Origin of the sequence: Mesorhizobium sp. M0062 (assembly GCF_040323125.1) — a bacterium.
GTDB lineage: Bacteria > Pseudomonadota > Alphaproteobacteria > Rhizobiales > Rhizobiaceae > Mesorhizobium.
On sequence record NZ_JAMYUO010000047.1, the window covers coordinates 1 to 13,131 of the forward strand.

The window sequence follows — 13,131 nt, forward strand, 5'->3', positions numbered from 1 at the left end:
GCTTGGCGCTGCGGCGGACGCATAGGGGGAGAGAAGTGTCACCTATGTATCCGGTTCAAAGTGTTACCCATCTATCGGCTGGACACTGACCGCAGCCTTGGCGCTCTTCTTGCAACGTTGGCGATTGGCGGAATCGTCGATAACAGCGACCCCTCTCCCCGCCACTATACGGGAGAGGATGCCGGCAGGCAGGTGAGGGGCAGCGCCAACGCACCGGAAAATGAAGCAACTCGTGCCTGAACCGTTTACCCTCCATTTCGTCCAACCCCTTGCAGTCCGCCGCAACTTTGAACAGTCTGTGCCTACACGGGGGCAAGGCTAAATGCGCGGCGAAGTTCTTCACTATGACGAGGCCCAAGGTTTCGGCTTCATCACCGGGGCGGACGGCAACCGCTACACCTTCGCGCGCGAGGATCTGCGCCGTGATACCGTGATCGCGAACGGCGCCGTGGTCGAGTTTCTGCCGGCAAGCGGTCAGGCGCGCGACGTTTTTTCAATCCGCGCCCAGCCCGCCAGTCCCGCCACCGCTGCGCCAGCGGCAAGCGTCGCGCCGCCCAAGGCGGCTGCCGCTTCAGCCGCGCCACAGCATTTCGGCCGCCTGGCGGAAGACGGCGCGGTTCGCGATAGCGGACTGCCGGGTTATTTCTGGCGAGGCGTGACGCGCAACTACATCAACTTCGCCGAACGCGCCCGCCGCAAGGAATTCTGGGGCTACTGCCTGTTCTGGACCGTCAGCTTCATCCTGGTCGGAATTGCCGGCGCCCTCGCCGACCAGGCCGTCGGCAATTTCGATGCCGGCAACTGGCCGATTGTGATGATCGGCGTCTGGGGGCTGTTTTGGCTAGCGACGTTCCTGCCCTGGGTCGGGCTCGTCGTGCGCCGCTTGCACGACATCGGCCTGACCGGCTGGCTGGCAATACCTTACTTCGCAATCACCTTCATGTTCGCTCCGGCTACGCTGATCCTCGCGCTGATACTCGGATTGATCCCGACCCAGGCCCACGAAAACCAGTGGGGGCCGGTGCCTGGAGGAGGCGGAGCCTAGACCGCACCAGAAATGAGCTGCCGGCTGTTTGCGGACAGCCGTGCTTTAACAATGGCTTAGGTCGCAGCCAGGAAGGCAGCTGCTGTTTTGACCGGACGAACGAAATATTTCTCTTGCCATTTTGTCTGCGCACAGATAATCTGTGCACTCATTAAATCGACGATCGAAAACGGATGATGGAGCCAAGACAAATGTGGACCAACGAGTACACCGCAATTTCCCCCCTTTCGGCGCAGGCCATCTGGAACGCGCTCAAGGCGCTGCACGAAGGCCGCCTCACCTACGAAGGGTCCGATACCTTCGTGCTGCACGGCCCGTTCGCCAAGGGCACCCGCCTCTCTGTAACGCCCGTCGGGCAGGACACCTTCGAATCGACGATCGTCGATCTTGTCGACACTGTGACGTATGCCGACGAGACCTCGTTCGGCGACACGAAACTGCTGTTCAGGCATACGCTGACGCCGGTCGAGGGTGGCACTCAAGTGACGCATCGCCTCGAGATTTCCGGCCCATCGGCCGCCGAGGTCGGACCAGAGCTCGGGCCGCAGATCAGCGGCGATTTCGACACTTCGATGGCCAAACTGTTCGAGCAGGCAAGGGAGTTGGCGAACGGTGGCTGATCGGGGGGATCTGCAAACGCGCTTCAGCGGACCATCCGAGAGCCCCGGCTTGTTGCTCTGGCGAACCACCATGCGCTGGCAGCGCGTCATGACGGCGGCGCTGGCCCCGCTTGACCTTACGCATGTCCAGTTCGTGCTGCTGGCTTCGGCGATGTGGCTCGGCCGCTATGGCGAGCCGCCTAACCAGGTGCAGCTCGCCGCCCAGGCCGGCACCGAGGTGAAGATGACATCGGACGTCGTCGCCCGGCTCGAGGCAAAGGGACTGATTGTGCGGGACACCAACCCGCGGGATTCCCGCGCCAAGGTGATCCGCGTCTCCACGACGGGGACGGCCGCAGTCCAGCGCGCTATCGTCGCCGTCGAAGCCGCCGACGCTGCTTTTTTCTCAGCCGTGGATGAGGCGCAACTCGTCGGCCTGCTGAAACGGCTGGCCGGCGAGATCCGCTGAGTCGGCCGCTAAGCCAGGAACTTGGCGATGATGGCATCGCCCATTGCGACAGTGCCGACTTCGGTCATGCCCTCGGACAAAATATCCTTCGTCCGCAGCCCGTCGTCGAGCACGGCGGCTATTGCGCCTTCGAGCTTGTCGGCCTCATCGACCATGCCGAAGGAATATCGCAGGCACATGGCAAACGACGCGATCATGGCGATCGGGTTGGCGATGCCCTGGCCGGCAATGTCGGGCGCCGAGCCATGCACCGGCTCGTACAGCGCCTTGCGCTTCTTGGTCTTCACATCGGGCGCGCCGAGCGAGGCCGACGGCAGCATGCCGATCGATCCGGTCAGCATGGCGGCGATGTCGGACAGCATGTCGCCGAACAGATTGTCGGTGACGATGACGTCGAACTGCTTTGGCCAGCGCACCAGCTGCATGCCGCCGGCATCGGCCAGCATGTGGTCGAGCTTGACGTCGGCATAGCGAGTCTTCTGGGTCTGGGTGACGACCTCGTTCCACAGCACGCCGGATTTCATGACGTTGCGCTTTTCCATCGATGTCACGTGGTTCTTGCGCGTGCGCGCCAGCTCGAAGGCGACGCCCGAAATCCGCTCGATCTCGAACGTGTCGTAGACCTGCGTGTCGATGCCGCGCTTCTGGCCGTTGCCGAGATCGATGATCTGCTTCGGCTCGCCGAAATAGACGCCGCCGGTAAGCTCGCGCACGATCAATATGTCGAGGCCTTCGACCACCTCCTGCTTCAGCGAAGAGGACGCGGCCAGCGCCGGATAGCAGATGGCGGGCCGGAGATTGGCGAACAGCTCCATATCCTTGCGCAGCCGTAGCAACCCGGCCTCGGGACGCACCTCGTAAGGCACCTTGTCCCATTTCGGCCCGCCAACGGCGCCGAACAGAACCGCATCCGCAGCCATCGCCTTTGCCATGTCGGCGTCGGAAATCGCCGCGCCATGTGCGTCGTAAGCACAGCCGCCGACCAAGCCTTCATCAGTGGCAAAACCGCTGCCGAGCTTTGCGTTCATGGCCGCGATCAGCTTCTTCACCTCGGCCATCGCCTCGGGGCCGATGCCGTCGCCGGCGAGCAGGAGAAGATTTTTCGAAGCCATGGAGAACCGTCCGATGCTGTTTGGAGAAACCGCGGCCTTGCTAAACGCCAAGAGCTTGCGGCGCAAGGGGATGAAGAACGCTACGGCGGCGCCCGCCTCTCAAGACCTGGGTTCCTCGCCGTGGCCAGAGGCGGGGGAGAGGAACAAATCACTTGTGCGACAAAATATTCACCAACCGGCCGAACGGATCGCGCACATAAAACCGCCGTACGCCCCACGGCTCGTCGGCCGGACCGTATTCGACGGCAAAGCCGGCGGCCTTCATGCCTTGCAGCGCCGCATCGACATCGTCGACCTCGATGGAGAGGTCCGGCACCGGCGTGCCGGAGCCGCCCTGGGCCATGAAGCTGATCTGCACCTGCATCCGTTCGTCGGACCCGTAGGTGACGATCCAGCCCTGATCCATCAGCACATCGAGGCCAAGCACGTCCTGATAGAAGCGTTTCGCCGCCGCCGCGTCCTGCGTCCCGATATTGGCTACGATGCGCCGGACCGTCATGGCTTTGGCCTCCTCAAGCCGTGCGCCGCAGCGCCGTGACTTCGATCTCGATCTTCATTTCCGGCTTGTTGAGCTGGCACACGATCATCGTCGCCGCCGGCCTGATCTCGCCGAAAGCCTCGCCGAGGATGGGGAAGACGACGTCCACGATGGCCCGGTCTGTGATGTAGTAATGCGCCCGCACCACATCGGCCATGTCGAAGCCGCCATCCCTCAGCGCCTCGGCGATGGTCGCCAGACAATTGCGCGTCTGCGCCTCCACCGTTTCCGGCATGGCCATCGTCGCATAGTCATAGCCGGTGGTTCCCGAGACGAAGCACCAGTCGCCCTGCACCACCGCGCGCGAATAGCCGGCGGTTTTTTCGAAGGGCGAACCGGTGGAGATGAGTGTGCGCATGGAGCCTCGCTGTGGTTTCGGACACTTTGCAGGGAAAGGGCCGGCCAGGCCATGGGCCAAGTCAGGTGCAAATCTTGGTCGTCGGCGGGACAGCACCCCCCTCTGACCTGCCGGCCATCTCCCCCTCAAGGGGGGAGATTAGCAGTTCGGACGCCTTTCTCGCTTTCCACATTTGCGATTGGCGAAAGCCAGAGTGACGTCTGATCTCCCCCCTTGAGCGGGAGATGCCCGGGATCGCGACGGAACAAGCATGAACACCGAGTGTTCGCCGCGCTGCCGCGAACCCTAGTTCCCCGACTCCTGCGCCTTGTCCATTGCTTCCTTCACATCCGCAGGCCAGGTCTTCACGTCAGGCCACGCCTGCGGCTCGCCATTGTCGCCGCGCCGGGCGAAGTAGAGCGTGTGCTTGGCCGGGTCGACCGCCATGAAACCGTCATTGCTGCCGCATGCGTGCGGCACGCAGCCGGTGGCGTAGAAGGCGCCCGACGCCGTCTTTTCGGTGCCGCCGCCGACCAGCAGGCTGGTCGCCATGTCGGGCATGGTGTCGCCGAGTAGCGTCTGCGCCGCCTTGTAGACGGCCTCATTGTGGAAGGCGTCGATGATGTTCTGGTATTTGGCCGGATCGACGTCCTTCCAGTCCGTACCCGGCTCCGGCGCGTAGGTCAGGTCGCCCGAGATCGTCAGCCCGTCGCTGGGCGACCATTGAAGCGCTTGCTTCGTATCGCCCGGCAACAGATACGGCACGAAATAGATGGCGTTGTCGGCCACCGCCGCCGGCGGCGCGCCGCATTCGTCCTGTTCGACCTTGAGGCTTTGTATCTCGCCGCCTTCCGGCTTCCAGACGATGACCTTGGCCGGGCCGCACTGGTTGCCGCCGTCGCCGACATCGACCAGCGCCACGTCGACGCCGCCGACCTTGACTGTTCTGTCGAAGAACACGTCGTAATTGCTGGCCAGCTGCTTGCCGTCATAGGCCAGCACCTTTTCGCCATCCTGCTCCGGCTGGGTGATGGTCAGCTGCCCGCCCTCGAACGGGACCGGCCCCTGGCTGTCATCGTCCGCCAGGGCCGCATTGCTCGACGCGCCCGGATCGGCGGCGGACGGATCTTCTGCCGGCACGAGGACCGTGTCGGTCTGTGCTTGCGCGCCGGCCACCGGCATCAGCATCCACGCCAGCGCGCAGGCGCCGGCAAGAAGAAAACGTGTCATGACTGTCCCCTCCGTTCAGCCGCCACGAACCCGGCTTTGTGGCGGCCGGGCCATCTCGTACCACTCAGGCCCAAGGACGCTCGGCAGCGTTCTTCTTCTCGAACGAGGCGATGGCGCCGGCCTTCTCCATGGTCAGGCCGATATCATCGAGACCGTTCAGCAGGCAGTGGCGCTTGAAGTCGTCGAGGTCGAAGGTGACCACGCCGCCATCCGGTCCGCGGATTTCCTTGGCCTCGAGGTCGACCGAAACCGTCGCATTGGAGCCGCGCGAGGCGTCGTCCATCAGCTTCTCCAAGTCTTCGGCGCTGACGGTGATCGGCAGGATGCCGTTCTTGAAGCAGTTGTTGTAGAAAATGTCGGCGAACGAGGTCGAGATGACGCAGCGAATGCCGAAATCGAGCAGCGCCCACGGCGCGTGTTCGCGGCTCGAACCGCAGCCGAAATTGTCGCCGGCGACCAGGATCTGCGCCTTGCGGTAGGCTGGCTTGTTGAGCACGAAGTCGGGGTTTTCCGAGCCATCGTCCTTGTAGCGCATTTCGGCGAACAGGCCGCTGCCGAGCCCGGTGCGTTTGATCGTCTTGAGATAATCCTTGGGGATGATCATGTCGGTGTCGACATTGACGATCGGCATCGGTGCGGCGACGCCGGTGAGCTTGGTGAATTTTTCCATGGCTTTTGCCCGTTCTTGATCGATAATTCGTTGCGTCAGGGTTTGCTGGCGCCCGGTTTACACAAAGCCGCCGGCAAATAAAAGGCAACTGTTGGTGCGCGGCCCGATCGAAAGATCGACGCGGCACTGTCTTTAAAACCGGCTGCCGCTGGTGCACCTTACGCCCATGACCGCACAATCGAAGATTATCTATGCCAGGGAGCCTGAGCTCGACGTCGCCGAGTTCCGCCGCGTGCTGGTCGAATCCACGCTCGGCGAAACACGCCCCGTCGATGACGACGCCCGGCTGCAGGCGATGCTTTCAGGCGCGAACCTGGTGCTCACGGCGCGGCTCGACATCGAAGGCAGGCCGCTGATCGGCGTTATCAGGGCCATCACCGATTTTTCCTGGGTGTGCTACGTCTCAGAGCTCGCCGTGTCGCAATCGGCGCAAGGCGGCGGCATCGGCAAGGGCCTGATGGACGAGGCCCGCCGGCAGCTTGGGCCTTCGGTCGCCATCAGCCTGATCTCGATGCCCGACGCCGTCGGCTTCTATGAGCGTATTGGCATGACGCGAATGGCCGACGCGTTCTGGTTCTCCCGCGAGGGCTGACGCGCGTCGGGCGCAATTGCCGATCGGGTTGGGCAGTCAAGGCGGGCAAGGTTCTCGGGCAATGCGGAACGGTGTTCAGGACCCCGCGGAACAACGCCTGCCGGCACCGCCCTTGACCCGCGCTTCATCCGGTCCACATCCCCAGCATGGGAAATCGCCGATCTCTCATAGGCACCGCCGGCTGGGGAATTCCGTCTCGATACAAGGCTGACTTTCCGCAGCCCGGGTCGCATCTCGAACGTTACGGAAAACGCTTTCCGGTCGTCGAGATCGACACCTCGTTCTACAAGCCGCACCGCCGCGAGACCTATGAGCGCTGGGCGCACGCCGTGCCGGAGCACTTCCGCTTCGCGGTCAAGGCACCGAAGAGCATGACCCATGAGCATCGCCTCGCCGATTGCGAGGGGCTGACGGAGGACTTTCTCGGGCAGGTCGAAGGTCTCGGCGAAAAGCTGAGCGTGCTTCTGGCGCAGCTGCCGCCAAGCCTGCCCTTCGAGCCGGAGGTCGCCGGCGGTTTCTTCGACATGTTGAGCAAGTGTGTCCGGGCAAGGCTGGCATGCGAGCCGCGCCATCCCAGCTGGTTCGGCGCCGAGGCGGACGCACTGCTGGCCGGTCACCAGGTCGCACGGGTCGCCGCCGACCCGGCTTCGGTTCCGGAGGCAGCAGGGCCGGGTGGCTCGACCGGTTTGCGCGGCAAGTGGAAGCAGCGGCCGCTTCCGGTGCCGAGGTCTGGGGCATTTTCGACAACACGGCCGCCGGGCATGCACTGGGCAACGCGATGGCTGTCAGTGCGATGGTTGCTTAGAATCTCGCGGGACAGCCCCCCCTCTGGCCTGCCGGCCATCTCCCCCGCAAGGGGGGAGATCAGATGCCGCGACCGCTTTCGCCAATCGCCGACGTTGCAAGAATGGCGCCTTCGCCGAAGCTGCCAATCTGCCCCCTTGCGGGGGAGATACCCGGCAGGGCAGAGGGGGGTGGGCGGGAACTCGACAGAGCGATCCTATTCCGCCCGCCTCAAATCACATTCAATTCCCGGAACGCCCTTCCCTCGGCCACTCTGGCGTACCCGAACGCCGAGCAATCCACGGTCCGATACCCGCCATGCACCAAAAGCTCCGCCAGCGCCTTGCCGACGGCCGGCGCCTGCTGCAGCCCATGCCCTGAGAACCCGTTGGCGAAGATGAAATTCTCGACCTCGGGATGCGGTCCGATCACCGCGTTCTGGTCGAGCGTGTTGTAGTCGTAGTGGCCTGCCCAGGCGCGGGTCGGCTTGATCGCCTCGAAGGCGGGGATGCGGGTTGCCAGCACGGGCCAGATCACCTCTTCGAACAGCGGCCAGTCGACGTCGAAATCCCGGGGGTCGGCGGGGCCATCGCCCTCCTCCAGCTCGGCGCCGCCGGTGAGATAGACCGAGCCTTCAGGCCGGACATAGATGCCGGATGGGTCGACCAGCAGCGGCATGTCGGCGTATTTTGCCCGCGCCTCGAAGACGAAAACGTTGCGCTTGCGCGGCTCGACGGGCAGCACGAGTCCCGCCATGCCGGCCACCTTGCCGGCATTCGGCCCGGCGGCATTGACGACGATGCCGGCTTGCAGTCTTTCGCCGTTGTCGAGGTCCACGCCGGTGACGCGGTTGCCCTGCCTCTCGATGCCGGTGACGTCGGCGGCGATGAAATCGATTTGTCTGTCGCGCAGCGCCTTGCGGAACAGCGTCAGCATCGCATGAGCGTCGAACCAGCCCTCGCCGCTGCGGCCGAAGGCGCCGGCGCTGATGCCTTCCGTCGACAGCCACGAAAAGCGCTTTGCCAGCTGGTCGGCATCCTCGAGCAGAATGTCGGCGCCCTCGGCGACCTGTGCTTGGTGGTTGGCTTTCAGGATCGGCAACCCGGCCTCGCCGGCCAGGATGAGATAGCCGCCTTCGCGAAAACCGATATCGGCGTCGGTGCCGAAGGTCTCCTTCAGCCGCCGGAACAGGTTTAGCGTGAACTGCGACAGCCGGATATTTTCCGGAATCGAGAATTGCTGACGGATCGAGGCCATGGACAGCGTCGTTGCCGCATGGGCGAATTGCGGGTCGCGTTCGATCAGCGCGATGGAGCCGGAAAAGCCTTCCTCGCGAAGGTAGTAGGCGACCGAGGAGCCGACGATGGCTCCGCCGATGATGACGATGTCGTAGCGCACGTTTTTCTCCGATCCGGCCGCCGGCATCCTTCATGCCCCCGGCACAATGATCTCGAAGCGCGTGCCGCGCCCGGAGTCAACCAGCGCGATCGTGCCATCATGCGCTTTCAGGAGGGCCAGCACTATGCCGAGGCCCATGCCGGTCCCGCCGGATTCGCGCCGCGTGGTGAAGAACGGCTCGAAAATGCGCGCCCTGTTGCTCGGCGAAATGCCGGCGCCATCATCGCTGATCGCAATCGTCACTTTGCCGTCGGCGCTGGCAGCCGCCAGCAAAACCTGGGTCGCGCCGTGCCTGGCGGAATTGTCGATCAGGTTGGCAAGCACGATCGCCGCATTCTCGGCCGAGATGCGCAGACCGGTTTCGCCGCCCGTCTCGATGGTCACAGCCAGCCTGCCGTCCACCGGCAGCAATGCCAGCGCCGCATCGAGCGATGTGCTTTCGCCGCTCGGCGCCAGGTTTTCCGCGCGCGCCAGATCGAGCAGGCGCCGTACCAGCAGATTGAGCCTTCCGGCATCGTTGACGATGTTGCCGGAAAACCGCTTGCGCTCTGCCGCGTCCATCGCCTCGCCGGAATCGCGCAAGAGTTCGGCCGCGCCCTGGATCGCCGTCAGCGGCGATTTGAGCTCGTGCGAGACATGGGTGGCAAAGGTCTGGATCGAGTCGGAGCGCGCCTGCAGCTTTTCCGCCATGTCGAGAAAGGCCGCGGACAGCTCGGCCATTTCGCGCGTGCCGTGATGGTCGAGCGGCCGGATCGCGTCGCGGTCGCCGGCGGCGATGCGCCTCGTGCGCTCCATCAGCGCGTAGATCGGCCGGCTCACGGTGCGCAGGAACACCAGCGCGATCACCAGCGTGCCAGAGAGCATGGCGATGGCCGCCAGCGTCACCTTGCCGCGTTCGCCATAGAGATGCTTGACGATGTTGTTCGGCGTTCGAGACAGGTAGATCACGCCGGCGACATGGCCGTCGACCGCGATCGGCATGGCGACAAAGACGCGAACTTTCGTGCCGCGGCTGACCGAATAGAGGGGCGGTGGCGGCTGGTCGGGAATTCTTTGTCTCAACACGCTGGCGTAGTGGCCGGCAAGGGCGGTGCGCACCTCTTCGACATTGGCCAGCGATAGTCCGACCTCGTCGCGCCCTGCAATGACAACGCCGCGCGGATCGAGCAGCCGGAAGCCGGCCAGCGTGGTTTTTTGCGTCGTGTCGAGAATGCCGGACAGGCTGGCGCCGATCGCCGCGAAGGCTGGATCGATGGCCGCGGCGATGCCGGCGGGTCGGGTCGGCAGCAGGTAGTCGGAAGCGAGATCGAGGCTCGGCTCGATCGGCTGGTAAGGCGAGTCGTCGCCGCGGCTGGCATCGCCGCTGTCAGCCTGCATCGGCACCCCTAGCTTCTCCGGGGCAATGGCGGCGTCACTGATATTCTGTGCATAGATGGCGGCGATGACGGCGCCTTGCGCGATCAACTCGCCCTCGGTCTGGCGGATCAGCTGGTTTTCATAAAGCCGGAAGAAGAACAGGCCGACCAGCGGCAGCGCCAGCACCATGATGAGGATGGCGAGAACCACCGTGGCCAGCCTTGGCCGCCATTTGGTGCCGATCCATTTGGCGTCGCTCAGGCGCCGCATCGGCCGAGCCGGAAACCGACACCATGCACGGTTTCGATGGCGTCGAGACAGCCCGCCGCCGCCAGCTTGGCGCGGATGTTGCGGATGTGGCTATCGACGGTACGGTCGGCGACGTGGATGTTGGCGGCATAGGCGCTGGCGACCACCAGGTCGCGGCCCAGCACATGCGCCGGCCGCGCCAGAAATCCCCTGAGGATCGAGAACTCGATCGCCGTCAGCGCCAGCGCCTTGCCGTCGAAACTGGCTCCGTGGCTGGCCGGCACCAGGCTGAGCTTGCCATGCGCGAAGTTTTTGTCGTCGGCCGGGTCGGGCGCCACCGGGCGGGCGCGGCGCAGGATAACGTTGACGCGCGCCACCAGCTCGCGCGGGCTGAACGGTTTCGTCACATAGTCGTCGCCGCCCATTTCGAGCCCGAGGATGCGATCGATCTCCTCGTCTCGCGCCGACAGGAACAGTATCGGCACATCGGAGCGCTGCCTCAGCCGCCGGCAGACTTCCAGCCCGTCCATCTCCGGCATGCCGATATCGAGCACGACGAGGTCGGGCTCGCGGCCTTCGATCGCCTGCAGGGCGGCTGCGCCGTCAGCGACGGCCTGCGTCTTCATCCCGGCCCTCTCCAGCGCAAAGCAGATGATCTCGCGAATGTGCGGATCGTCGTCGGCGACCAGGATCTGATGCGGCATGGATCTAACGGTCCGGCACTGAAGGTTGCGAGGGCTGGGTAGGTGGAGGAAGCACGAGCGGACCTCTCTTGTCGAGAACCTGCACGAGCCTCCAGCCGCGAAAGCTCCAGGCGCGCCACTGCTTCTGCTCGGCGATAGTGTCGTCGATCATCATTTGATCGGCCAGATAGGTGGTTTGGTTTCCGAATTGGTGCATGTAGAGGCGGTCCAGCGCCGGCATGGCGGCAGCGCCGAGCGAGCGCAGATATTCGGTATCGATAGGCGTGCCGTCGCCGGTCATTTCAAGGGAATGGTCGACATTGAAATTGGCGATCGTTGCGGCGAAGTTGATGAAGCAGCAGGCATAAAGCGTCGCCGATAGCGTCGCAAGATTGGCGGAGAGCAGCCATTCGTTGGATTTTCCAACCGCGATGCGGGCAATGATCAGTGCAAGCCCTGACGCCACCAACCCCATCCAGACGAAGGCGGCGATGCGCCAGTAGGTCAGTGCATAGACGCCGATATAGAGATCGAGCCTGAGAATCGACGAGATGACCAGCACGATGTTCTGCGCCACCCAGGCATAGACCAGCCGGCGGATCAGCGGATCGCCTGAGGTTTCGCTGCCCGGCCGCAGCGCCGCCAGCACGAAGCCGGCGGCCAGCAGCGCGGTGGCGATCAGTGGATAGGCGCCGCGATGCGCATAGGCGGCATAGCTCAACCCGTCCGGCAGGGCGACCCCACCCCAGAGATAGGCTGCGTCGAGCCCGGTCTGCAGCGCAAACAAGGCGTTGAAGACGATCAGCGCGCGCAGGATCGCGGCCTTGCCGAAGACGACGGCCTCGATCGTTGTCGCTGGTTTAGTCGCGGCCGGTGCGGCCACGGCTGCAGGCGGCGTCAAAGGTGGAAGGCGGCGCGGGAAACGCGGCAGGCGAGGCCGCAGGAAAGCCCAGACGCCGGCGATCACGAACAGCCAGAAGACGATCCGCGCCAGTTGGATGAGATCGAGCAGCTTCATCAGGTCGATCAGCGACAGCCAGTATTCGATGACCGGATTGGCGGCGCCGAACAAGAACAGGAACACCGCGCCCAGCGTCACCGGCATGACCCAGACGATGATGGACGCCAGGCGGATGCGGCGGCCGCCAAGCCGGCGCACCGTGCGGCGCCATTGGAAAAAGTCACGGATAAGGCGCAGCGGCGCCGCCAGCAGGAACAGCGCCACCTGGCCGGCAATGCGGGCGATGCCGTGCCGTAGCCGCCCGGACAGGGACAGCGCAAACACCACCAGCGCCACGACAGCTATCGCCACCGACAGCGGGCTGACGTTCTCGGCCAGCGGCAGCAGCGCGACGAACAAAGCGGCCGGCTTGAGCCAGGGTCGGGTGGAATTCAGCGCGGCAGGATGCACAGCGACCACCGCGCCGGCGATCAGGATGGCAAACAGCAGCACCGTGATCCCGGCGGGCTGGCCGTAAAAGAAAAAATCCGCCAGCGCCACGAGCAGGACGGCGATGCCGAAGCGGCTGGAAAAGCTTGCAAACGATGTCATGCGCGGATTTTCCTGATGGGCTGGGTCCGCTCGGCCGGTGGGCGGATAAAAGGGAGCAGGCTCGCTTCCAGGTAAGGGCGGGCCGCCGCCCGGGGCGGATCGACCAACCACCAGCTTTCGCTGCGCAGGCGATAGGGCAAGGACCAAAGGTGAGCGTTTCGCTGTTGCATGCCGCTGTTGTCGCGGGCTCGCATGGAAACGGCGGGGCGGAGCGGAGGAGGTTTTCCGCAGGGATGTGCAGTTTTCGTGCAGGACCTGCGCTTACGGCCGGGGCGCTCCCCCCCATCTTTCCGGACGTTGGCGCTGTCCCAGCCAGGCTCCTTTCCTCTCCCTCCGGAGGGGGGAGAGGTGGCTCGGCGAAGCCGAGACGGAGTGGGGGAACCACCTGGCAGTCGCCGCGAACGGACACAGGAAGGGCATTCGGTGCAAACATCGCCTCGCCTTGCGCCCCAAGGGTCGACATCCCCTCCGTCGGAGGCCGCGCCGCCACGGCCACGACCGCGACCCTCCCCCCACAC

The 13,131-nt window shown here is 64.5% G+C and carries 13 protein-coding genes and 1 pseudogene; 5 read left to right on the forward strand and 9 right to left on the reverse strand.

All coding sequences use genetic code 11. The annotated features are described in order from the left end of the window. Positions 1 to 322: 322 nt before the first annotated feature. From NKJ64_RS29875 to NKJ64_RS29885, 3 genes are all read left to right on the forward strand, one after another. Entirely contained in the window at positions 323 to 1,045 is a 723-nt protein-coding gene (locus tag NKJ64_RS29875; RefSeq protein WP_023671695.1) for a DUF805 domain-containing protein, read from the forward strand. Between the two features lie 191 nt (positions 1,046 to 1,236). Beyond that, positions 1,237 to 1,665 carry an SRPBCC family protein gene (locus NKJ64_RS29880; protein ID WP_023671694.1) on the forward strand — a complete coding sequence of 143 codons (429 nt, stop codon included), beginning with the start codon at positions 1,237 to 1,239 and terminating at the stop codon, positions 1,663 to 1,665. Between the two features lie 70 nt (positions 1,666 to 1,735). After that, positions 1,736 to 2,113 (forward strand): MarR family winged helix-turn-helix transcriptional regulator, encoded by a 378-nt coding sequence (locus NKJ64_RS29885; RefSeq protein WP_023671693.1) that lies wholly within the window; start codon positions 1,736 to 1,738, stop codon positions 2,111 to 2,113. An 8-nt stretch (positions 2,114 to 2,121) separates the two neighbouring features. On the opposite strand, the gene leuB is transcribed toward NKJ64_RS29885, so the two are convergent. The 5 genes from leuB to leuD all read right to left on the reverse strand — a co-directional run bounded on the left by leuB (position 2,122) and on the right by leuD (position 6,000). Further along, entirely contained in the window at positions 2,122 to 3,225 is a 1,104-nt protein-coding gene (gene leuB, locus NKJ64_RS29890; protein ID WP_023732861.1) for a 3-isopropylmalate dehydrogenase, read from the reverse strand. A 148-nt stretch (positions 3,226 to 3,373) separates the two neighbouring features. Further along, a complete protein-coding gene (locus NKJ64_RS29895) occupies positions 3,374 to 3,724 on the reverse strand; it encodes a VOC family protein (protein WP_023671691.1) in 351 nt (116 codons plus the stop codon). Positions 3,725 to 3,737: 13 nt separating this feature from the next. After that, positions 3,738 to 4,121: a RidA family protein gene (locus tag NKJ64_RS29900; RefSeq protein WP_023828757.1), complete on the reverse strand. Its 384-nt coding sequence runs from the start codon at positions 4,119 to 4,121 to the stop codon at positions 3,738 to 3,740. A 285-nt stretch (positions 4,122 to 4,406) separates the two neighbouring features. Further along, a complete protein-coding gene (locus NKJ64_RS29905; protein ID WP_023683819.1) occupies positions 4,407 to 5,330 on the reverse strand; it encodes an Ivy family c-type lysozyme inhibitor in 924 nt (307 codons plus the stop codon). 64 nt (positions 5,331 to 5,394) lie between these two features. Continuing rightward, on the reverse strand, positions 5,395 to 6,000 hold the full coding sequence (leuD, locus tag NKJ64_RS29910) for a 3-isopropylmalate dehydratase small subunit (RefSeq protein ID WP_023730275.1): 606 nt from the start codon (positions 5,998 to 6,000) through the stop codon (positions 5,395 to 5,397). Between the two features lie 166 nt (positions 6,001 to 6,166). On the opposite strand from leuD, the gene NKJ64_RS29915 reads away from it, so the two are divergent. Together NKJ64_RS29915 and NKJ64_RS29920 are read left to right on the forward strand one after the other, a co-directional pair. Then, the gene (locus NKJ64_RS29915) at positions 6,167 to 6,592 is read left to right on the forward strand and encodes a GNAT family N-acetyltransferase (protein ID WP_286487885.1); all 426 of its coding nucleotides are present in this window, start codon (positions 6,167 to 6,169) and stop codon (positions 6,590 to 6,592) included. Between the two features lie 146 nt (positions 6,593 to 6,738). Next, positions 6,739 to 7,260, forward strand: a pseudogene (locus tag NKJ64_RS29920) (DUF72 domain-containing protein); the annotation flags it as partial. 346 nt (positions 7,261 to 7,606) lie between these two features. On the opposite strand, the gene NKJ64_RS29925 reads toward NKJ64_RS29920, so the two are convergent. Genes NKJ64_RS29925 through NKJ64_RS29940 form a run of 4 tightly spaced genes read right to left on the reverse strand, consistent with a single transcriptional unit; the run spans position 7,607 to position 12,613 of the window. Beyond that, positions 7,607 to 8,773 carry an NAD(P)/FAD-dependent oxidoreductase gene (locus tag NKJ64_RS29925; RefSeq protein ID WP_023828759.1) on the reverse strand — a complete coding sequence of 389 codons (1,167 nt, stop codon included), beginning with the start codon at positions 8,771 to 8,773 and terminating at the stop codon, positions 7,607 to 7,609. A gap of 30 nt (positions 8,774 to 8,803) precedes the next feature. Then, positions 8,804 to 10,399 carry a HAMP domain-containing sensor histidine kinase gene (locus NKJ64_RS29930; RefSeq protein WP_023826848.1) on the reverse strand — a complete coding sequence of 532 codons (1,596 nt, stop codon included), beginning with the start codon at positions 10,397 to 10,399 and terminating at the stop codon, positions 8,804 to 8,806. After that, the gene (locus tag NKJ64_RS29935) at positions 10,387 to 11,082 is read right to left on the reverse strand and encodes a response regulator transcription factor (RefSeq protein ID WP_023826847.1); all 696 of its coding nucleotides are present in this window, start codon (positions 11,080 to 11,082) and stop codon (positions 10,387 to 10,389) included. The genes NKJ64_RS29930 and NKJ64_RS29935 overlap by 13 nt, the downstream gene beginning before the upstream one ends. 4 nt (positions 11,083 to 11,086) lie before the next feature. Continuing rightward, complete coding sequence (locus tag NKJ64_RS29940) at positions 11,087 to 12,613, reverse strand: DUF4153 domain-containing protein (RefSeq protein WP_023828760.1); 1,527 nt, start codon at positions 12,611 to 12,613, stop codon at positions 11,087 to 11,089. Between the last annotated feature and the right edge of the window lie 518 nt (positions 12,614 to 13,131).

What these genes read in the sequence shown, in the direction of transcription:
- leuB (WP_023732861.1), bottom strand. Translation starts at nt 3,225, where the DNA reads ATGGCTTCGAAAAATCTTCTCCTGCTCGCCGGCGACGGCATCGGCCCC.
- NKJ64_RS29895 (WP_023671691.1), bottom strand. Translation starts at nt 3,724, where the DNA reads ATGACGGTCCGGCGCATCGTAGCCAATATCGGGACGCAGGACGCGGCG.
- NKJ64_RS29930 (WP_023826848.1), bottom strand. Translation starts at nt 10,399, where the DNA reads ATGCGGCGCCTGAGCGACGCCAAATGGATCGGCACCAAATGGCGGCCA.
- NKJ64_RS29900 (WP_023828757.1), bottom strand. Translation starts at nt 4,121, where the DNA reads ATGCGCACACTCATCTCCACCGGTTCGCCCTTCGAAAAAACCGCCGGC.
- NKJ64_RS29875 (WP_023671695.1), top strand. Translation starts at nt 323, where the DNA reads ATGCGCGGCGAAGTTCTTCACTATGACGAGGCCCAAGGTTTCGGCTTC.
- NKJ64_RS29935 (WP_023826847.1), bottom strand. Translation starts at nt 11,082, where the DNA reads ATGCCGCATCAGATCCTGGTCGCCGACGACGATCCGCACATTCGCGAG.
- NKJ64_RS29915 (WP_286487885.1), top strand. Translation starts at nt 6,167, where the DNA reads ATGACCGCACAATCGAAGATTATCTATGCCAGGGAGCCTGAGCTCGAC.
- NKJ64_RS29940 (WP_023828760.1), bottom strand. Translation starts at nt 12,613, where the DNA reads ATGACATCGTTTGCAAGCTTTTCCAGCCGCTTCGGCATCGCCGTCCTG.
- leuD (WP_023730275.1), bottom strand. Translation starts at nt 6,000, where the DNA reads ATGGAAAAATTCACCAAGCTCACCGGCGTCGCCGCACCGATGCCGATC.
- NKJ64_RS29905 (WP_023683819.1), bottom strand. Translation starts at nt 5,330, where the DNA reads ATGACACGTTTTCTTCTTGCCGGCGCCTGCGCGCTGGCGTGGATGCTG.
- NKJ64_RS29885 (WP_023671693.1), top strand. Translation starts at nt 1,736, where the DNA reads ATGCGCTGGCAGCGCGTCATGACGGCGGCGCTGGCCCCGCTTGACCTT.
- NKJ64_RS29880 (WP_023671694.1), top strand. Translation starts at nt 1,237, where the DNA reads ATGTGGACCAACGAGTACACCGCAATTTCCCCCCTTTCGGCGCAGGCC.